The sequence below is a fragment of the Paracoccus pantotrophus genome, assembly GCF_008824185.1.
Classification (GTDB): Bacteria; Pseudomonadota; Alphaproteobacteria; order Rhodobacterales; family Rhodobacteraceae; genus Paracoccus; species Paracoccus pantotrophus.
In genome coordinates, this window is record NZ_CP044425.1 from 331,753 (window position 1) to 351,086 (window position 19,334).

Consider the following 19,334-nt stretch of genomic DNA (forward strand, 5'->3'; position numbering starts at 1 on the left):
CTACACCTGAAGGACAGAGGACACGAGAAGCTGGGTATAGGCATGCTGCGGATCGTCCAGCACCTGGTCGGTCAGCCCGCATTCCACCACGCGGCCGGATTTCATCACCATCAGCCGGTCCGCAAGCAGCCGCACCACGGCAAGGTCATGGGTCACGATCACCACCGACAGGCCAAGGTCGCGCACCAGCCCGCGCAACAGGTCCAGCAGCCGCGCCTGCACGCTGACGTCAAGCCCGCCGGTGGGTTCGTCCATGAACACCAGCCGCGGCCCCGTCACCAGGTTGCGGGCGATCTGCAAGCGTTGCTGCATGCCGCCCGAGAAGGCCGAGGGGCGGTCGTCGATCCGGTCCGCCGCGATCTCGACCCGACCCAGCCAGTCGGTGGCACTCTCGCGGATGGTGGCATAGTTGCGCCCCCCCACGGCCATCAGCCGCTCGCCGACATTGCCGCCGGCCGAGACGCCCATGCGCAGCCCGTCGCGCGGGTTCTGGTGGACATAGGCCCAGTCGCCGCGCAACAGCCGGCGCCGCTCGGCCTCGGAGAAAGCCAGCACATCGGCGCCGTCGAACAGGATCCGCCCCTCGTCCGGGCGCTGGTGCCCGGCAAGGCAGGACAGCAACGTCGATTTCCCCGAACCGCTTTCGCCGACGATGCCCAGCACCTCGCCGGGATAAAGGTCGAAGCCGACGCCCATGCAGCCGATCCGGGCACCGTAGCGTTTCGTCAGGCCCTGCACCGACAGCAGTGGTGCGGCGGTGATGGCGTTCTGCATCAGGGTCATGGCGTGGCTCCTTGCGGCGACAGGCGGCCGCGATGCCCCTGTGCCCGGCGCGAGGCGCAGAAATCGGTGTCGGAACAGACGAACATGCGCGTGCCGCGGTCGTCGGTGATGACCTCGTCCAGATAGCTGCCGGCCGAGCCGCAGAGGTCGCATGCGTGATCGGCCTTCGAGGCGACAAAGGGATGGTCCTCGAAATCCAGGCTGACCACATCCGAATATGGCGGCACGGCATAGATGCGCGCCTCGCGCCCGGCGCCGAACAGCTGGATCGCCGGGTTGCCGGCCAGCTTCGGATTGTCGAATTTCGGGATCGGCGAGGGGTCCATGACATAGCGCCCCTCGACCCGCACCGGATAGGCATAGGCGGTCGCGATCTCGCCATGCCGGGCGATGTCCTCGTAAAGCTTGACATGCATCAGCCCGTATTCCTCAAGCTCGTGCATCTTGCGCGTCTCGGTCTCTCGCGGCTCCAGAAAGCGCAGGGGCTCGGGGATCGGCACCTGGTAGACCAGGATCTGCCCCTCGGCCAGCGGCTGCTCGGGGATGCGGTGGCGGGTCTGGATCACCGTGGCCTCCGCAGTGCGCTCGGTGGTCTCGACCCCCGCCGTGCGCTGGAAGAAGCGGCGGATCGACACGGCATTGGTGGTGTCGTCGGCGCCCTGGTCGATGACCTTCAGCCGGTCGTCCGGGGTCAGGCAGGCCGCCGTCACCTGCACGCCGCCAGTGCCCCAGCCATAGGGCATGGGCATCTCGCGGCTGGCGAAGGGCACCTGATAGCCGGGCACCGCCAACGCCTTCAGAAGCGCGCGGCGGATCATCCGCTTGGTCTGTTCGTCCAGATAGGCGAAATTATAGGCTTGGTCGGTCATTCCGCCGCCTCCTGCATCTGCACGGCCTCGCGCCGCATGCGCCGGACCAGTTCCAGCTCGGCCTGGAAATCGACGTAATGCGGCAGCTTGATATGTTCGAGGAAACCCGTCGACTGGATGTTGTCGCAATGGCTTAGCACGAATTCCTCATCCTGCGCGGGGGCGCCGGTGAAATCCTCGCCCAGTTCCTGCCAGCGCAGGGCGCGGTCGACCAGCGACATGGAAATCGCCTTGCGTTCCGACTGGCCCATGACCAGGCCATAGCCGCGGGTGAATTGCGGCGGCTCGGTCTTCGAGCCCTTGAACTGGTTCACCGTGTCGCATTCGGTCAGCTCGACCTCGCCGATCTCGACGGCGAAACCCAGCTCGGGCAGCTCCACCTCGACCGCGACGCGGCCGATGCGCAATTCGCCGACAAAGGCATGGGTGCGGCCATAGCCGCGCTGCGTGGAATAGGCCAGCGACAGGGTGAAGCCCTCGTCCGCCCGCGCCAGCGCCTGCAGGCGCAGCGCGCGCGAGGCCGGCAGTTCCAGCGGCTGGCGGGTCAGGTCGGGGGCGGGCGTGTCCTCGGCCGGCTGCTGCTCGATCAGCCCGTCGCGGTCCAGCAGGCCGGTGACATGCGGCACCGGCTCGTCCGAGACAGGCGCCATGGGGGCGGGCGGCGGCGTGCCTTCGGCGGCCAGCGCGAAGTCCAGCAGGCGGTGGGTATAGTCGAAGGTCGGGCCCAGCACCTGCCCGCCCGGCAGATCCTTGAAGGTGGCCGAGACGCGGCGATCGACCGCCATCGCCGCCGTATCGACCGGGCGCGAGGCGCCGAAACGCGGCAATGTGGTGCGATAGGCGCGGATCAGGAACACCGCCTCGATCAGGTCGCCGCGCGCCTGCTTGATCGCCAGCGCGGCGAGGTCGGGATCGTAAAGCGAGCCCTCGGCCATCACCCGGTTTACCGCCAGCGCCATCTGCTCGCGGATCTGGGCCACGGTCAGCTCGGGGACCGCGGGATCGCCGCGGCGTTCCTCGGCCAGCCAGGCATGGGCGGCGTCGATGGCGCGCTCGCCCCCTTTGACGGCGACATACATCAGGCGTCCTCCACGATGGTGCTGCGCGGCAGGGCGGCAAGGCGCGCGCCGCAGGTCAGGATGCAATCGAGGCCCAGCGGGAACAGCGCCCGGTTGGCGCGGAAGCCGGCAGTTTCGGGCAGCGAAAGCCGCGCCTCGGTTTCGATGCCAGGGCCGGTCAGGCGGGCGCCCTCTGCCTCCAGCCGGTCCAGATCCACGATCAGCGTGGCCGAGCGGTCGGGATAGGACGGCTCGCCGATGCGAAAGCGGCTGACCGGTTGCAGCGCATCCCAGCGGCCAAGCGCGAATTGCGCCTGATCGGCCGCAACCAGCGGCGCGCCGGTGTGAAAGCCGATCCAGCCGCGCAGCGCCTCGCAATCCGCGGCGCCGGCCAGATGCAGCGGCGTGGTGGCGTCGGTCAGGGTCAAGAGCGCCACCCCGGCCGCGACCGAGATCGGCGCGGGCGGCCGGGCGCCCTGCACGGCAAAGATGCGGCCGGGCCGGGCCATGGCCTCCAAGAGCGCGCGAAAGGCATGGGCGGATTGGGTCGAGGGGTCGGCGAAACCGCCGGTCAGGATGGCGTTCATGCGTCCTCTCCGCGCAGCATGGTGAAGAATTCGACGCGGGTGGCGGCGGCCTTGGCGGCGCGGGTGGCGCGGGCTTCGGCGGCCTCCTGGCGCAGCGGGCCCAGCACCTGCGCCGCAATCTGCGGCGCCGCATCGGTCTGCATCAGCGCATCGGCGACGGCGGCGCGGGCGGCATGGGCCTTGTCGCGGCCCTGCACGCAGGCATGGCCCACCGCCCCGCCCGACAACCGGACCGAGCAGCGGGTCACGGTCATCTCGCCCAGGTTGAAGGGCGCGCCGGTGCCGCCGATGCGGCCCTGCACCATCACGGTGCCGATCTCGGGCGCACGCAGCATCTCATGCGCCGGCAATTCGGGCAGCAGCGCCGCCAGCCGCCCCGGCGGCGCCTTGGCCAGCGCCGAGATCCAGTCGCGGCGCGCAGCGGTTTCAGGATGGGGAGAGTGGGACATTCCGGGCCTCGACAAGCTTGCGGGTTTGTCTAGTTTTCTATACAACTAGACAAGTAATAGCCCGACCGCCGATTCGGCTCAAGGTCCGGCCTCGTGAATTTTTGGTGACGGAGGCAAGATGGCCCGCAGTCCGATCTGGAAATCCATCGCCGACACGCTGGCCGGTGAAATCGCCGGGGGGCATTACCACCCCGGCGACAAGCTGCCCTCCGAGGCGGTGCTGGCGGCGCGTTTCGGCGTCAATCGCCATACCGTGCGCCACGCGCTGGCCGCGCTGGCCGAGGCGGGGACGGTGCGCTCGCGTCGCGGGGCCGGGGTTTTCGTCGCGGCGCGGCCCACCGATTATCCGCTGGGCCTGCGGGTGCGGTTTCACCAGAACATCACCGCCTCGGGCCGCACGCCCTCGCGCCGGCTGACGCTGACCGAGACGCGCGCCGCCAATGCCGAGGAGGCCGAGGCGCTGCGCCTTGGCCCCGGCAGCCCGGTGCATGTGGTCGAGGGCGTGTCGCTGGTCGATGGCCAGCCGGTGGCGGTGTTCCGCTCGGTCTTCGATGCCGGACGCTTCCCCGGGCTTTTGCGGCATGTGGTGGCGATCCCCTCGGTCACGGCGGCGCTGGCGGAATGCGGGCTGAGGGACTACACCCGCGCCTCGACCCGGCTGACGGCGGAACTGGCGCCGGCGGTGATGGCGCTGGCGCTGGAGGTGCCGGAGGGCGCACCGGTGCTGCGTTCGGTGGCGGTGAACGTGGACGCGGGCGGCGTGCCGGTGGAATACGGCACCACCTGGTTCGCCGGCGACCGCGTCACGCTGACCCTGCGCCCCGAGGATGCCCTCTAGCCCCGGATCAGCCTGCGCCGCAGCCAGCCCGAGAAGCTGTCCATCGCCATCACCATCAGCACGATCAGCACCATGTAATAGGCCACGTCCTCCCAGGGGTCGTTTGCGGGAGGGGGCGGAATCCTACGCTAAGGCTTTGGCCAGCGATATTCTCCGGTGAGATTGATGTGTTCCCATCCGAGCGGCGAAACATGGGCCAAGAGATCGGGCGATAGCAGCTTTCCATCGCGTTTCTGGTTTGCAACGACCTCGCCGAGCTTCATGGTGTTCCAGAAGATGATGATGGCGGCGAGCAGATTCATGCCGGCGATGCGGTAATGCTGGCCTTCGGCGGAACGGTCGCGGATTTCACCGCGGCGGTGGAAGCTGATTGCCCGCTTCAGCGCATGATGAGCTTCGCCTTTGTTGAGCCCGATCTGGGCACGCCGTTGGAGTTCGGCATCCAGAATCCAGTCGATCATGAACAGGGTGCGCTCGACGCGACCGACTTCCCGCAGGGCTGTCGCGAGCTCGTTCTGCCGCGGATAGGAGGCGAGTTTCCGCAGAATCTGGCTTGGCGCGACGGTCCCGGCAGCAATGGTGGCGGCGATGCGCAGGATGTCGGGCCAATTGCGCTCGATCATGGCTTGGTTGACCTTTCCGCCGATCAACGCTCGCAGGTGCGCCGGGGCGGCCGACGGATTGAACGCGTAGAGCCGTTTGGATGGCAGGTCGCGGATGCGCGGAGCGAACCGGTAGCCGAGAATGGCACATGCGGCAAAGACGTGATCGGTGAAGCCGCCCGTGTCGGTGAACTGCTCGCGGATATGGCGTCCAGCATCGTTCATCAGCAGGCCATCGAGGATGTAAGGCGCTTCGCTTGCCGTTGCAGGAATCACCTGGGTTGCGAACGGCGCATATTGGTCGGAGACGTGGCTATAGGCTTTCAGGCCCGGGGTATTGCCATATTTCGCGTTGACCAGGTTCATGGCCTCACCTTGCTCTGTAGCGACGAAGAACTGTCCGTCGCTCGAAGCCGACGTGCCCATGCCCCAGAACCGGGCCATGGGTAACGCTGCCTGTGCCTCGACCACCATGGCCAGCGCCCGGTCATAGGCTTCGCCCTCGACATGCCACCGTCCAATGCGGATCAATTCCCAGAAGGTGTGGGTGTTTGTCGCATCCGCCATTTTGCGCAAGCCGAGGTTGATCCCTTCCGCCAAGATAACGTTCATTAGCCCGATCCGGTCAGCGCAGGGTGCTCCTGTGCGCAGATGGGTGAACGCTTCGGTGAAGCCGGTCGCCGCATCCACCTCCAGCAGGAGATCGGTGATGCGCGTGGGCGGGATCTGCTTGTAGAGATCGAGCACCAGATCTTCGGCGCCTGTCGGCGCGGCGGCTTCGAGTTTCTCGATATGCAGAACGCCGTTTTCAATCGACCCGCCCGGGATCGTGCCTGCGCGAGCGGCACGGCCAAGCTCGCGCAACCGCATGTCGAGGCGAGCTTGCCGGTCTGCCAGCCATTCCTCCGGCCGCAATGGCACAGCGAGACGACCGCCTTCCGCGATGGATTGTGCCGGAACGAGTGCGTGTTTCAGATCGCCATAGCGCCGGGACCTAGTAAGCCAGACATCTCCGGAGCGGAACGCATCGCGCAGATGGAACAGCACCGCGATCTCCCATAGGCGAGCGTCGCCAGCCCTCTGGGCCCGAAGGTGGCGATGCCATTTCGAGCTGGGCCGCAAGAAGCTGGTCATCGCGGCATCGTTCAAACCGGTACGAAGGGCCGTCACCGCTTCCAGAAGCGGCAGTGCAACGGGCGCAGCTCGCAGATCGAGCAGGCGCAACATGCGTGGAGCGTATCGGCGGAAGCGGTGATAACCGTCGAGCACATGATTGAGCGGATCGTCGGCCATGGTGGCGGTCAGCCTGGTTGCCATTGCAACAAGGGTTTTTAAGCCGTCCCACCCTGACCCACTCGCGATGACATCGCCCAGCGGCTGGCCATCATCCTGTGCATCGACCAGGGCGCCCCCGATCTCGGCGAAGGATTTCAGGGTGTCACGCACCACCCCCGCTTCGTCTGCGACCTTTGCATGGCAAATACGCTCCGAAGCACGGTAGAGACGGCCGACGATCCGGTCGTGGGTTTCGACCACTGCGTCGGCCAACATCGCCTGCCATTCCGAGACGCAAACAGCCAAGATCGCAAGCCGCCTGTCCTCCGGGAGATCGCGCATGCCGTCGGCATAATACCGTTCACCCTGCCTGCGCAGACGAGTCACCCGATGGGCAGGAACGCCGGCAAGCAGATCCTCGGGGAGATCGATGCGTTGCAGATATTCGAGCCGGTCGAGCAGCCGGTTGGCCGACGAAGAGTTCGAGCCAGGCTCGAACTGGCGCAGCCACACAAAACGGGTCACCCGATCATCAGCCGTCTCCTCGAGCAATGCCAGCAACTGTTCTCGGATCGACATAGGCAGCCGACTGGCGATCCTCGTCTCGATGCGTCGCTCGGCATCGACGAGAGCCGCGGCACAAAGCCGCTCGATCGTGGATGTCGCGGGAAGGACAGTGCGGGTGCGTCGGCACTCGGCTACGAAGCGACGGGCGATATCCTCGTTCGACACCGCCATCTCGGCTTCTCGGAACAACCATTCCTTCAGCTCGCTCGCACCACGTCCGGAGAAGGTGCGGAAGCCGTAGAGCCCCCGTAACTCGGCAAGATGCTCGTGCCGTGTTTCCTCGCGGGCAGCATAGTCTACGAGATCGTCGGCACCCAGGCCAAGCTGCGCTCCGATAAATTCGATGACCTCTGCAGGGATCAGTTCGCCTGGAGCCAGCACCCGGCCGGGATAGCGCAGGACACACAATTGCAGGGCGAAGCCGAACCTGTTGTGAGCGCGCCGACGCAGCCTGATATGCCCAAGGTCTTCATCACTCAGCGTATAGTGCTTGAGCAAATCCGTCTGTGAAGTCGGCAAGCGCAACAGCGCGTCTTTCTGCCGATCGGTTAGAGTGACGCGACGCGGCATACATGTTCCTTTTTCAAAATCTGATAGCGTTCAAGACGCTTTGTTTATGAAGCTGGTTGAGATACATTTCCAGAGGTCAATGCAATCGTGGCCGAAGCGCCGCCTCAAACCAACGTTTGTGATACATGCTGATCGGATATGCCCGCGTCTCCAAAGCCGATGGCTCGCAGTCTCTCGACCTGCAGCACGACGCCTTGCGCGCCGCAGGTGTCGAACGGGACAATATCTATGATGATCTTGCTTCCGGCGGTCGTGATGATCGCCCTGGCTTGACTGCCTGCCTCAAGTCATTGCGTGACGGCGATGTGCTGGTGGTCTGGAAGCTCGATCGCCTCGGACGATCGCTTGCCCATCTGGTCAACACGGTGAAGGAGCTGTCAGACCGCAAGATCGGCCTGCGGGTTCTGACTGGAAAGGGCGCTCAGATCGACACCACGACTGCGTCCGGTCGCATGGTGTTCGGAATCTTCGCCACCTTGGCCGAGTTCGAGCGGGATCTGATCCGAGAGCGCACCATGGCGGGTCTCGCCTCCGCGAGAGCGCGCGGTCGCAAGGGCGGACGAAAATTCGCGCTCACCAAAGCTCAGGTGCGTCTCGCGCAAGCCGCCATGGCCCAGCGCGATACTTCAGTTTCCGATCTCTGCAAGGAACTCGGCATCGAGCGCGTCACTCTCTACCGATATGTCGGTCCCAAAGGCGAGCTCAGAGACCATGGAAAGCATGTTCTCGGACTTACGTAGCAACTCGTTTCTTTTCGCAGGTTGAGCCACCTCCGCGCTTCATCAGAAAACTGAAGGAACCTCCATTGAATCGAACTAATATTTTTTTTGGTGAATCGCATTCTGACTGGTTGCCTGTCAGAGGCGGAGAATCTGGTGATTTTGTTTTTCGACGTGGTGACGGGCATGCCTTCGCGAAAATCGCACCTGCTTCCCGCCGCGGTGAGCTCGCTGGAGAGCGTGACCGCCTCATTTGGCTCAAAGGTCGAGGTGTGGCTTGCCCCGAGGTGATCAACTGGCAGGAGGAACAGGAGGGTGCATGCTTGGTGATAACGGCAATTCCGGGAGTACCGGCGGCTGATCTGTCTGGAGCGGATTTGCTCAAAGCGTGGCCGTCAATGGGGCAGCAACTTGGCGCTGTTCACAGCCTATCGGTTGATCAATGTCCGTTTGAGCGCAGGCTGTCGCGAATGTTCGGACGCGCCGTTGATGTGGTGTCCCGCAATGCCGTCAATCCCGACTTCTTACCGGACGAGGACAAGAGTACGCCGCAGCTCGATCTTTTGGCTCGTGTCGAACGAGAGCTACCGGTGCGGCTCGACCAAGAGCGCACCGATATGGTTGTTTGCCATGGTGATCCCTGCATGCCGAACTTCATGGTGGACCCTAAAACTCTTCAATGCACGGGTCTGATCGACCTTGGGCGGCTCGGAACAGCAGATCGCTATGCCGATTTGGCACTCATGATTGCTAACGCCGAAGAGAACTGGGCAGCGCCAGATGAAGCAGAGCGCGCCTTCGCTGTCCTATTCAATGTATTGGGGATCGAAGCCCCCGACCGCGAACGCCTTGCCTTCTATCTGCGATTGGACCCTCTGACTTGGGGTTGATGTTCATGCCGCCTGTTTTTCCTGCTCATTGGCACGTTTCGCAACCTGTTCTCATTGCGGACACCTTTTCCAGCCTCGTTTGGAAAGTTTCATTGCCAGACGGGACTCCTGCAATCGTCAAGGGATTGAAACCTATAGAAGACATTGCTGATGAACTGCGCGGGGCCGACTATCTGGTATGGCGCAATGGGAGGGGAGCAGTCCGGTTGCTCGGTCGTGAGAACAATCTGATGTTGCTCGAATATGCCGGGGAGCGAATGCTCTCTCACATCGTTGCCGAGCACGGCGACTACCAGGCGACCGAAATTGCAGCGGAACTAATGGCGAAGCTGTATGCCGCATCTGAGGAACCCCTGCCTTCTGCCCTTCTCCCGATCCGGGATCGCTTTGCAGCTTTGTTTCAGCGGGCGCGCGATGATCAAAACGCAGGTTGTCAAACTGACTACGTCCACGCGGCGATTATAGCCGATCAAATGATGAGCAATGCCTCGGAACTGCGTGGGCTACATGGCGATCTGCATCATGAAAACATCATGTTCTCCAGTCGCGGCTGGCTGGTGATAGATCCCGTCGGTCTGGTCGGTGAAGTGGGCTTTGGCGCCGCCAATATGTTCTACGATCCGGCTGACAGAGACGACCTTTGTCTCGATCCTAGACGCATTGCACAGATGGCGGACGCATTCTCTCGTGCGCTGGACGTCGATCCGCGTCGCCTGCTCGACCAGGCGTACGCTTATGGGTGCCTTTCCGCAGCTTGGAACGCGGATGGAGAAGAGGAGCAACGCGATCTAGCTATCGCGGCCGCGATCAAGCAGGTGCGACAGACGTCATACTAGATATCAAGCGACTTCTCCTATCCCCTGGGAACACATCAATCTTACCGGAGAATATCGTTGGCCAAAGCCTTAGCGTAGGATTTCGCCCTCTCCCGCAAACGACCCCTCCCAGTCCTTCTGGGTCTGGATCGCCTGGGTCAGCAACAGGCCGATGCCGCCGCCGACGATGGCGCCGATCACCGTGGCGCCGCGGGTGTTCGATTCCAGGAAATACAGCACCTGGCTCAGCAGCACCGGCGTCACCTGCGGGATCACCCCGAAGCGCGCGCGCTGCACCGCCCCCGCGCCGGTCGAGCGGATGCCCTCGACCTGCTTTTCGTCGATGTTTTCCAAGGCTTCCGAAAACATCTTGCCGAAGCTTCCGGTATCGGTCAGCAGAATCGCCAGCGCGCCGGTCATCGGGCCGGGGCCAAAGGCGCGGGCCAGCACGATGGTCCAGATCAGCCCATCGACGCCGCGGATGAAGTCGAAGATCCGCCGCAGCCCGAAGCGCAGCGCGCCCAGCGGCATCATGTTGCGCGCCGCCATGAAGCCCAGCGGCAGCGCCACGAGCGCCGCGCCGAACGTGCCCAGAAAGGCCATCAGCACCGTCTCGAACATGGCCCAGATCACGTCGCCATGCCGCCACATCGCGTTGGTCCAGAAATCGCGCGCCATGGCGGCGATGTTGGGCAGATCGGGATCGACGCGCGGCCCCCAAAGCGCGCTGGCGGCGATCTCGGGCCAGCTCATGTAGTGAAACGGGCTGTCCAGGGTAAAGAAGAACAGCGCCCAGCCCGGCTGATAGCGGAAGGTCTCGACCTTGGCGCGGGTATAGGCAAAGCGCCCGGCCTCGGTGGTGACGCTGACCCGGCTGTCCGAGGCGTTGATCCAGTCCGCCAGCGGCTCGGGCGCGGTCAGGCGCAGCCCGCCGTCCTGCTGGCGGATGTCGATCAGGCCGTAGCCGGGCACGTCGTAGCGCGCGCCCTCCGCGTCATAGGTGACGACATGGCCGTGGCCCAGGTCGATGCGGGTCGCATCGCCCTCGGTGGCGATCCAGGCCGGCAGGCGATCCGGCGGATAGGTGCCCTTGGCCTCGCCGTCGATGGCGACGCGCAGCGCGCCCGTGCGGTTGTCGCGCGTCACATGGGTCTTGTGCTGCCAGAAATCCGCCAGCAGCACCGCGGCATTGTCCATCCGCGCCCGCCCGGCCAGCCCGGCGATGTCGAAGGCGATGGCGGCATAGGCCAGATAGGCCAGGATCGCCAGCGGCACCGCAAAGGCTGCCAGCCGGCGGCGGGCAAAGCGGGTCAGCACGGTATCGGTCAGCGCGGGGGAAAGCGTAGTCGTCATGGTTCAGCCCCTGACCAGCCGGCTGCGCGCGTGGTCGGACAGCCGGTCGATGGCGACGATGGCCACGAACAGCAGCAGGAAGATCGCCACCACCTCGTCATAGCGGCCCGTGCCCCATTGCATCGCCAGCTTCAGGTCGTAGCCGATGCCGCCCGAGCCGACGAAGCCCAGGATGGCGCTGGCGCGCAGGTTGATCTCGAAGCGCATCAGCGCATAGGACAGCCAGTTCGGCGCGACCTGCGGCAGCACGCCCAGCCCGACCTGCTGGCCCCAGCCGGCGCCGACCGAGGCCAGCCCCTCGACCGGCTTCAGGTCGGCATTCTCGGCCACTTCGGAAAACAGCTTGCCGAGCGCGCCGGCAGTATGCAGCGAGATGGCGATGACCGCCGGCACCGGCCCGCCGCCGAGGATATAGATCAGCACCAGAGCGATCACGATCTCGGGCACGGCGCGCAGCGCGTCCATCAGCCGGCGGAACAGCCCGGTCAGCCGCGGCCAGCGCGCCAGCCCGCGCGTCGACAGAAGCGCCAGCCCCATCGCCATCAGCCCGCCCAAAAGCGTCGAGACCGCGGCGATGTTCAGCGTCTCGACCAGCGAGGGCAGGTGCTTGGCCAGCAGGCCCGGCAGGTTCGCGCGCTTCTGCCATGCCTCGGCCAGCACCTCGGAGGGGAAGGCCAGCACCATCGGCAGCCCGTCGACGAAGCCGCCGGCATTGCGGCTTTCGGCCAGCCGGAACCCGGCCGCCATCATGGCGACGAAGATCACCAGCAACAGCCCGCCGTAAAGCCGGCGGCGGCGGGCCAGTTCCAGATAGGCATCGCGGATATGGTCCGGGGCAAGGGCGGCCATGAGAGTCCTGCGGCTGAATTGCGGATGCCGCGCCCCGGTACGGGGACGCGGCCGGGAAGAGGCGCTTACTGCGCCGTTTCCTGCAGCTTGCGGGCGGCGACCACGCCCAAATAGGCGTCATGCGTCACCGGCACGAAATCCTTGGCCTCGCCATGCGCGACGCCATAGGCGCAGGCCTTGTCGGTCTCGTGCAGGTCGGCGGTCAGTTTCGTGACCTTGTCCTTGACCTCCTGCGGCAGGGCCTTGCGCAGCACCATCGGCCCTTCCGGGATCAGCTTGGATTTCCAGATCTCGACCAGGTCGTTCATCTCGACCAGCCCGGCATCGGCGGCCTTGCGGAAAGCGCCCGAGTTATAGCCGTCCTCCCAGTCGCCCAGCCCGTCGGCCCAGCTGACGCCGGCGTCGAAATCGCCATTGGCCACGCCGATGATGGCCTGTTCATGCCCGCCGGCGAAACGGACCTGGCCGAAGAAATCCTCCAGCTTGCCATGGGTCTCGGCCAGTTCGGCGCCCGGCACCAGATAGCCCGAGGTCGAGTTCGGCTCGGCAAAGGCGAAGGACTTGCCCCTGGCATCCTCGATCGAGGCGATGCCGCTGTCCTTGCGCGCGAAGCCGATGGCGTAATAGCCGGTCGAGCCGTCCATGTTCTGCTTGGTCAGCACCGGCTCGACCGCCTCGGGATCGGTCAGATGGATCTTGGCATAGCCCGAGGCGCCCAGCCAGGCCATGTCCAGCGTGCCGCCCAGAAGGCCCTGGATGACGCCGTCGTAATCGGCGGGGGTGAAGACCTTGACCGGCACGCCCAGCTCGGCCTCGATGGCGGCGCGGTAGCATTCGTTCGAGGTCATGCGGTCCTGCGCGTTCTCGCCGCCCATGATCCCGAGGTTGAAGCCGGTGATCGGCTGGGCGGTAGCGGCCGAGGTCAGGCCGGAGCTGAGGGCGGTGGCGGCGGCAAGCGCCAGGGCAAGCGGTTTCATGGTCTCTCCATGGGTTGCGGTATTGCGGGGCCGTCAGGCCATCAGCCGCGCGGCATAGGCCGCATCGGCCGCGGTGTCGGCGGGGATGGCGGTCGAGGTCGCGGCCTCGTTGAAGCTGTGGTCGGCGCCATAGATGTCGCGGGCGACGCCGGTCGAAAGCTGCGCGGGCGTGCCGTCGAAGACGATGCGGCCGTCGCGCATGCCGATCACCCGGTCGCAATAGCGCCGCGCCGTGTCCAGCGTATGCAGGTTGGCGATGACCATGCGCCCGTCCTCGACATTGATGCGCTTGAGCGTGTCCATGACGATCTGCGCGTTCATCGGGTCGAGACTGGCGATGGGCTCGTCGGCCAGGATGATCCGGGGATCCTGCATCAGGGCGCGGGCGATGGCGACGCGCTGCTGCTGGCCGCCCGACAGCGCCTCGGCCCGCTTGGGCGCCTGTTCAGCGATGCCCAGCCGGTCGAGGATCTCCAGCGCGCGCAGGATGTCGGCGCGCGGCCACAGGTTGAACAGCGTCGCCAGCACCGGCCGGCGGTTCAGCAGCCCGTGCAGCACGTTCGAGACCACGTCCATGCGCGGCACCAGGTTGAATTGCTGGAAGATCATCGCGCATTGGCTTTGCCAGGCGCGGCGGTCGCGGCCGCGCAGCGCCAGGATGTCGCGCCCGTCCACGCAGATCCGCCCGGCCGAGGCGTCGGTCAGCCGGTTCATCATCCGCAGGAAGGTGGACTTGCCCGCCCCCGACCGGCCGATGATGCCGACGAAGGCCGGGCCGTCCACGGAAAAGCTGATATCGTCCACCGCGGCACGCCCGGAAAAGACGCGGGTGACGTTCTGAACTGCAAGCAAGGCGGGCCCTCCATGAGCGGTTGGGGGGCTCATAGCCGGGATCGGTGACGAAAACGGCTCAGTTCGGTGAAGCTTTCTTGACGCCGCGCCGCCACCCGCCTTTCCCGAGCGTTTTTCACAGGACGCAAAATCCAAATCCGAGTGTTCGGATCGGGATCATAACACCAAGAACTTCTATCAACTATATGTTTTTACAAGATTATTTCTTGACCCCTCGCGAATCGCCCGCTATATCCGGGCCAAGGTCGCCAGCCAGCCGAAACGCCAGCCAGCCACCGCAGAGACAGCCAGCCAGACAGGAGAACAGCCATGACGAAAACCGCTTGTAGCGCCTGCGCGTTCTATGAGGATCACGTCGCCAACTCCGCCAGCACGCTTTCGGATTCCGGCCTGTGCCGCGCCAACCCCCCCGTCAACCAGAAGGATGCGGACACCAGGGGCTATTGGCCGGTCGTCAAGTCGAACGATTGGTGCGGGCAGTTCGCCGCCACCTTCGCGGCCGAATAATCGTCCACCGCATCGACGCAAGAAGGCAGCCCTCGGGCTGCCTTTCGCATGACCCGTCCCGGATCAGAGGCGCGCGGCAAAGCCCTCCAGGAATTTCCGCAGCTGCGCGCGCGTCTTGTCGTCGGTCAGGTTGCCCTGGTCGTCGAAGACCGATCCCGCGCGCGACACCATCAGCCGCCCCTCGGTCCACAGCGCGGCCTTGAGCGTGCGCAGCACCGGCAGCCAGTGGTTCTGCGCCAGGATGGTGCCGAACCCGCCGGGCGAGGCGCCGATCACCGCCACCGGCTTGCCCACGAACAGCGCCAGCCCCTCGCCGCGCGACATCCAGTCGATGGCGTTCTTGAACACGCCCGGCACGCCGTTGTTGTATTCCGGCGTCACCATCAGCAACCCGTCCGCCGCCGCAAGCTGCGCTTGCAGGGCGCGTACCGGCTGCGGCAGGCCCGACTCGGCCTCCAGATCGCCGTCGTAAAGCGGCACCTCGCGGATCGAACCGGTCTGGATGCGCACCCCCTCGGGCGCCAGGTCGGCCGCGGCGCGCAGCAGCCCGGCATTAAACGAGGCGCGCCGCAGGCTGCCGCTGAGGCCCAGGATTGTCTTGGTCATCGGTGCTTGTCCCTTGCTGCCCGCCGGCCCCTGCCGGCTGTCGCTCAACGTCGCGGGCACGGAAATCGATGCCATGCCCGACGGGATTTTTTCACGCCCTGTCCCGATATTGCAGACCGCATTCGGTGACGATGGCGGCCAGCCGGATGTCGTGTGGCTGCGGATAGATCGTCGCCAGCCGGGCCGCCTGCAAGCCGACCCCGACGGCCAGCGGCTGCCGCGCGGCCAGCGTGCGGTCGAAATAGCCGCCGCCATAACCCAGCCGATAGCCGGCGCCGTCCCAGCCGACCAGCGGGGCCAGAACCACATCCGGCTCGACCGTTTCGGTGTTCGCCGGCACCGGGATGTTCCAATGCCCGCGCCGCATCGCCGCGCCGGGATGCCAGGGGCGAAAGACCAGCGGGTTGGCCGGCCGCTCGACCTCGGGCAGGGCCAGAAGGGCGCCGCGATCATGCAGGCGGGCCAGCCAGGGGCGCAGGTCGGGTTCCGACCGGATCGGCCAATAGCCGGCGACCACACGGCCGCGGGGATCGGGCAGATGCGCGGCCAGCAGCGCGTCCAGGCCGCGGGCGATGGCCGCGGCGATGGCCTGGCGCGCGGCGATGCTCAGGCCCGCGCGGCTGGCCAGCAATTCCTCGCGCCGCGCCCTGCGCCAGCGCGCCACGTCGCGGGCCTGCCCTGCATCGACGGCCAAGGGATCGAAGTAGTCCGGCGCGATCCGCTCGGCCTGGCAAGGGGGCGAGCCGCCCTGCTCCCCATCGGCCCTGTCCGATCCCGCGGTGGGAGGCTGCATCCTGGTCATGCGCGGCAGGGTAGCATGGCGCGGCGCACCGCCAAAGCCCGCGCGCAAGAATCGGCGTGACAGCGCGCTGCGCAGCGGTTATGGAGGCCGCATGTCGCATCGAATGCCCTGCACCGTCTCGTTTTATTGGTTCCGCTATCCAGCGGAGCCGGGTGTAGCGCGAACCGCGCGATAACGAACCCCCGAAGCCGCTGGCCCAAGACCGGCGGCTTTTTCAGTTCCATGCGCTTCCGGTCCGGCCCTTTGCAGAAAGAAAGAGCCATGCCCATCCAGACCGAGAACCTGCGCATCGCCGCATTACGCCCCCTGCCCGCCCCCGCCGCCCTGGCCGAATCGCTGCCGCGGGACGAGGCGGTGTCGCGCATCGTCGCCGACAGCCGCGCCGCCATCCGCGCCATCCTGGCCGGGCGCGACGACCGGCTGCTGGTCGTCGCCGGCCCCTGCTCGATCCACGACCCCGCGGCGGCGCTGGATTATGCCGCGCGCCTGGCCGAGTTGCGCCGCGCGCTCTCCGACCGGCTGGAGATCGTCATGCGGGTCTATTTCGAGAAGCCGCGCACCACCGTCGGCTGGAAGGGGCTGATCAACGATCCGCATCTGGACGGTTCGGACCGGATCGAGGACGGGCTGCCACTGGCCCGCCGCCTGCTGCTGGAGATCAACCGCATGGGCCTGCCGGCGGCGACCGAGTTCCTGGACCCGATCCTGCCGCAATATTTCGCCGACCTGATCGCCTGGGGCGCCATCGGCGCGCGCACCACGGAAAGCCAGATCCACCGCCAGCTGGCCTCGGGCCTGTCCTGCCCGGTGGGGTTCAAGAACGGCACCGACGGCGGGGTGCAGGTGGCGCTGGACGCGATCCGCTCGGCCGCGCGGCCGCACAGTTTCCCGGCGATCACCGCCGAGGGGGCGGCGGCCATCGCCACCACCACCGGCAACGATGCCTGCCATGTCGTGCTGCGCGGCGGCCATGACGGGCCGAATTACGGTGCCGAACATGTCGCGGCGGTGGCGGCGGCCGCGGCCAAGGCCGAGGTCGAGCCCGGCATCGTCATCGACGCAAGCCACGCCAACAGCGGCAAGGATCCGGCGCGTCAGTCCCTGGTCGTCGCCGATGTCGCGGCGCAGGTCCGCACCGGCGAGACGCGCATCCGCGGCGTCATGCTGGAAAGCAACCTGGTGGCGGGGCGGCAGGATCTGCGGCCCGGCCAGGCGCCAACCTATGGGCAAAGCATCACCGACGGCTGCCTGGGCTGGGAAGAAAGCCGCGCCCTGCTCTTGGACCTGGCCGGGGCCGCGGCGACGCGATTGCGCTGCGCCGCCTGAGGCGGGCGTCGGACGGGCGGCGAAAATCGCCGGGCTTCGCGCAGGGCAAGGCGGGCCGCATGGTTTCAAGCGGCCCCATCCAGCCCGGCCCCGGTGCTTCAGCCGCGGATGCCGGTGGCAAACATCGGCCCGCCGCGCCAGCGCGGGAAACCGTAGCCGTGGATCTCGACCAGGTCGATGTCGGCGGGCGCCTGCGCGATGCCCTCGTCCAGGATCGCCTGCCCCTCGGCGGCCATTTCGGCGACAAGGGCCTGGGCGATTTCCTCGCGGCCCATGGCCGGGCCGGGCCGGATGTGGCCCGCCAGCAGTTCGGCCACCGCCGCCGAGGGCTGCGGCTTGCGCTCGCCCGGCGCATAGTCATACCAGCCGCCGCCGGTCTTTTGCCCCTTGCGGCCGGCGCGCACCAGGATGTCGCCCAGCGTCTCGGGCACCGCCTGCCCGGCCGCCCGCGCGCCCTCGCGTTGCAGGAAGGCGATGTCGAGCCCGCCCAGATCCTGCGCCTCGAACGGGCCCATGGCAAAGCCGTGGCCGCGCATGGCGGCGTCGATTTCTGCGATCGGCACGCCTTGGCGGACCAGCGCCTCGGCCGCCGCGCGATAGCGTTTCAGGATGCGGTTGCCGATGAAGCCCTCGCAGATGCCGGCGCGGACCGGGATCTTCTTCAGCAGCCGCGCCAGCGCGAAGCCGGTGGCCAGGGTGCGGTCGGAGGTTTCGGGCACCGGCACGATCTCCAGGAGCTTCATCACATTGGCCGGGCTGAAGAAATGCAGGCCGATGAAACGCTCGGGCTCGGGCTGCCCCTCGGCGATGGCGCGCGGGTCGAGATAGGAGGTATTGGTCGCCAGCACCGCATCCGGGCGGCAGACCCGGGCGAGTTGCTCGAACACGGCGCGCTTGACGCCGATTTCCTCGAACACCGCCTCAATGACCAGATCGGCATCGGCGAGGCTGGCGTAATCCGTCGTCCCGGTGACGCCGGCCGCCAGGGCCTCTGCCTGCGCCTCGGTCAGGTTGCCGCGCTTGACGCCGCCCGCGAAGATGCCGCGCAGATTGGCAAGGCCGCGCGCCACCGCCTTGTCGTCGCGCTCGACCAGGGTGACGGGCAGGCCAGCCTCGCGCAGGGCGGCGACGATGCCGGCGCCCATGGTGCCGCCGCCGATGACCGCCGCGCGGCGCAGGGACAAGGGTTCCACCTCGCGCAGGGCGGCCGGGCGCGGCGCGGCGCGCTCGGCGAAGAAGACATGGCGCAGCGCCGCCGCCTGATCCGAGCCGCGCAGTTCCAGGAAGGTCTGGCGCTCGAAGGCCATGGCCTCGGCGAAGGGCGCTTCGACGGCCTTGCGCAGGCAGGCCAGCGCCCGCAGCGGCGCGGCAGCGCCCTTGGCGGATTTGGCCACGGCCTTCTCCTGCTCGGCCCAGAAACCGGCATCGGGCGCGGCGACGGGACGGGCCGAGACCGGCGCGGGCAAGGGCTGGGCCAGCGCCTGCCGGGCGAAGGCTGTGGCGCCTTCCAGCAGGTCGCCCTGGATCACCGCATCGACCAGCCCGGCCTCGGCGGCTTTCGCCGCGCGCATCGGCCGGCCCGAAGTGACCAGCTCCACCGCCAGCGCGGCCCCGGCAAGGCGCGGGGTGCGCACCGTGCCCGAGGCGCCGGGAACGATGCCGAGGCTTACCTCGGGCAGGCCGACCGAAGCGTCGGGCGCGGCCACCCGGAAGCGGCAGCCCATCGCCACCTCGAACCCGCCGCCCAGGGCCGAGCCGTGGATGGCCGCGACCCAGGGCTTTTGCGCGGCCTCGATCCGGTCCACCAGATCGGGCAGGTGCGGCGGCTGCGGCGGCTTGCCGAATTCCGTCACATCGGCCCCGGCGATGAAGGTGCGGCCGGCGCAGGCCAGCACCACCGCCGCGACCTGCGGGTCCGCGTCCAGCGTGTCCACGGCATCCCACAGCCCCTGCCGCAGCGCCTGGCTCAGTGCGTTGACGGGCGGATTGTCCACGGTGACGATGGCGATTTCCCCTTGGCGGGCGATGGTGACGGTCATT

Annotated in this window: 19 protein-coding genes; 6 read left to right on the top strand and 13 right to left on the bottom strand. The window is 66.8% G+C overall.

The window, feature by feature from the left end:
• From phnK to phnG, 5 genes are read right to left on the bottom strand one after another with little or no spacing between them, the layout of a single operon-like run.
• On the bottom strand, positions 1-783 hold the full coding sequence (phnK, locus tag ESD82_RS09450; protein WP_028710243.1) for a phosphonate C-P lyase system protein PhnK: 783 nt from the start codon (positions 781-783) through the stop codon (positions 1-3).
• On the bottom strand, positions 780-1,652 hold the full coding sequence (locus ESD82_RS09455) for an alpha-D-ribose 1-methylphosphonate 5-phosphate C-P-lyase PhnJ (protein ID WP_024843914.1): 873 nt from the start codon (positions 1,650-1,652) through the stop codon (positions 780-782). The genes phnK and ESD82_RS09455 overlap by 4 nt, the downstream gene beginning before the upstream one ends.
• The gene (locus tag ESD82_RS09460) at positions 1,649-2,731 is read right to left on the bottom strand and encodes a carbon-phosphorus lyase complex subunit PhnI (protein WP_024843915.1); all 1,083 of its coding nucleotides are present in this window, start codon (positions 2,729-2,731) and stop codon (positions 1,649-1,651) included. Before ESD82_RS09460 ends, ESD82_RS09455 begins: the two co-directional genes overlap by 4 nt.
• Positions 2,731-3,297, bottom strand: a complete 567-nt coding sequence (gene phnH / locus ESD82_RS09465) for a phosphonate C-P lyase system protein PhnH (protein ID WP_024843916.1) — start codon at positions 3,295-3,297, stop codon at positions 2,731-2,733. The genes ESD82_RS09460 and phnH overlap by 1 nt, the downstream gene beginning before the upstream one ends.
• Positions 3,294-3,746: a phosphonate C-P lyase system protein PhnG gene (phnG, locus tag ESD82_RS09470; RefSeq protein WP_024843917.1), complete on the bottom strand. Its 453-nt coding sequence runs from the start codon at positions 3,744-3,746 to the stop codon at positions 3,294-3,296. Before phnG ends, phnH begins: the two co-directional genes overlap by 4 nt.
• A 118-nt stretch (positions 3,747-3,864) precedes the next feature.
• Between phnG and phnF the strand changes: the two genes are divergently transcribed.
• Positions 3,865-4,584 (top strand): phosphonate metabolism transcriptional regulator PhnF, encoded by a 720-nt coding sequence (gene phnF, locus ESD82_RS09475; RefSeq protein ID WP_024843918.1) that lies wholly within the window; start codon positions 3,865-3,867, stop codon positions 4,582-4,584.
• Positions 4,585-4,712: 128 nt separating this feature from the next.
• Here phnF and ESD82_RS09480 read toward each other — a convergent pair whose 3' ends face one another.
• Positions 4,713-7,598, bottom strand: coding sequence for a Tn3 family transposase (locus ESD82_RS09480; protein WP_001138082.1), 2,886 nt, complete (start codon positions 7,596-7,598; stop codon positions 4,713-4,715).
• 125 nt (positions 7,599-7,723) lie between these two features.
• Here ESD82_RS09480 and ESD82_RS09485 point away from each other — a divergent pair, with 125 nt between their 5' ends.
• The 3 genes from ESD82_RS09485 to ESD82_RS09495 all read left to right on the top strand — a co-directional run bounded on the left by ESD82_RS09485 (position 7,724) and on the right by ESD82_RS09495 (position 10,043).
• Positions 7,724-8,338 carry a recombinase family protein gene (locus tag ESD82_RS09485; protein ID WP_000904906.1) on the top strand — a complete coding sequence of 205 codons (615 nt, stop codon included), beginning with the start codon at positions 7,724-7,726 and terminating at the stop codon, positions 8,336-8,338.
• 65 nt (positions 8,339-8,403) lie between these two features.
• Positions 8,404-9,207: an aminoglycoside O-phosphotransferase APH(3'')-Ib gene (gene aph(3'')-Ib / locus ESD82_RS09490; protein WP_001082319.1), complete on the top strand. Its 804-nt coding sequence runs from the start codon at positions 8,404-8,406 to the stop codon at positions 9,205-9,207.
• Positions 9,207-10,043: an aminoglycoside O-phosphotransferase APH(6)-Id gene (locus ESD82_RS09495; RefSeq protein ID WP_000480968.1), complete on the top strand. Its 837-nt coding sequence runs from the start codon at positions 9,207-9,209 to the stop codon at positions 10,041-10,043. The genes aph(3'')-Ib and ESD82_RS09495 overlap by 1 nt, the downstream gene beginning before the upstream one ends.
• Before the next feature lie 69 nt (positions 10,044-10,112).
• Here ESD82_RS09495 and ESD82_RS09505 read toward each other — a convergent pair whose 3' ends face one another.
• The 4 genes from ESD82_RS09505 to phnC all read right to left on the bottom strand — a co-directional run bounded on the left by ESD82_RS09505 (position 10,113) and on the right by phnC (position 14,053).
• Positions 10,113-11,375 (bottom strand): PhnE/PtxC family ABC transporter permease, encoded by a 1,263-nt coding sequence (locus ESD82_RS09505; protein ID WP_147429270.1) that lies wholly within the window; start codon positions 11,373-11,375, stop codon positions 10,113-10,115.
• A gap of 3 nt (positions 11,376-11,378) precedes the next feature.
• On the bottom strand, positions 11,379-12,224 hold the full coding sequence (gene phnE / locus ESD82_RS09510; protein ID WP_147429269.1) for a phosphonate ABC transporter, permease protein PhnE: 846 nt from the start codon (positions 12,222-12,224) through the stop codon (positions 11,379-11,381).
• Between the two features lie 65 nt (positions 12,225-12,289).
• Entirely contained in the window at positions 12,290-13,201 is a 912-nt protein-coding gene (phnD, locus tag ESD82_RS09515) for a phosphonate ABC transporter substrate-binding protein (protein ID WP_147429268.1), read from the bottom strand.
• Between the two features lie 33 nt (positions 13,202-13,234).
• Positions 13,235-14,053: a phosphonate ABC transporter ATP-binding protein gene (phnC, locus tag ESD82_RS09520; protein ID WP_147429267.1), complete on the bottom strand. Its 819-nt coding sequence runs from the start codon at positions 14,051-14,053 to the stop codon at positions 13,235-13,237.
• Between the two features lie 309 nt (positions 14,054-14,362).
• Between phnC and ESD82_RS09525 the strand changes: the two genes are divergently transcribed.
• Complete coding sequence (locus ESD82_RS09525; protein WP_024843923.1) at positions 14,363-14,560, top strand: hypothetical protein; 198 nt, start codon at positions 14,363-14,365, stop codon at positions 14,558-14,560.
• A gap of 63 nt (positions 14,561-14,623) precedes the next feature.
• On the opposite strand, the gene ESD82_RS09530 is transcribed toward ESD82_RS09525, so the two are convergent.
• Complete coding sequence (locus ESD82_RS09530) at positions 14,624-15,166, bottom strand: NADPH-dependent FMN reductase (RefSeq protein ID WP_024843924.1); 543 nt, start codon at positions 15,164-15,166, stop codon at positions 14,624-14,626.
• 91 nt (positions 15,167-15,257) lie between these two features.
• Positions 15,258-15,959 (bottom strand): 5-formyltetrahydrofolate cyclo-ligase, encoded by a 702-nt coding sequence (locus ESD82_RS09535; RefSeq protein WP_024843925.1) that lies wholly within the window; start codon positions 15,957-15,959, stop codon positions 15,258-15,260.
• A 270-nt stretch (positions 15,960-16,229) separates the two neighbouring features.
• Here ESD82_RS09535 and ESD82_RS09540 point away from each other — a divergent pair, with 270 nt between their 5' ends.
• Complete coding sequence (locus ESD82_RS09540; RefSeq protein ID WP_147429266.1) at positions 16,230-17,294, top strand: 3-deoxy-7-phosphoheptulonate synthase; 1,065 nt, start codon at positions 16,230-16,232, stop codon at positions 17,292-17,294.
• Positions 17,295-17,392: 98 nt separating this feature from the next.
• On the opposite strand, the gene ESD82_RS09545 is transcribed toward ESD82_RS09540, so the two are convergent.
• Complete coding sequence (locus ESD82_RS09545; protein WP_147429265.1) at positions 17,393-19,333, bottom strand: 3-hydroxyacyl-CoA dehydrogenase NAD-binding domain-containing protein; 1,941 nt, start codon at positions 19,331-19,333, stop codon at positions 17,393-17,395.
• Position 19,334 lies beyond the last annotated feature (1 nt).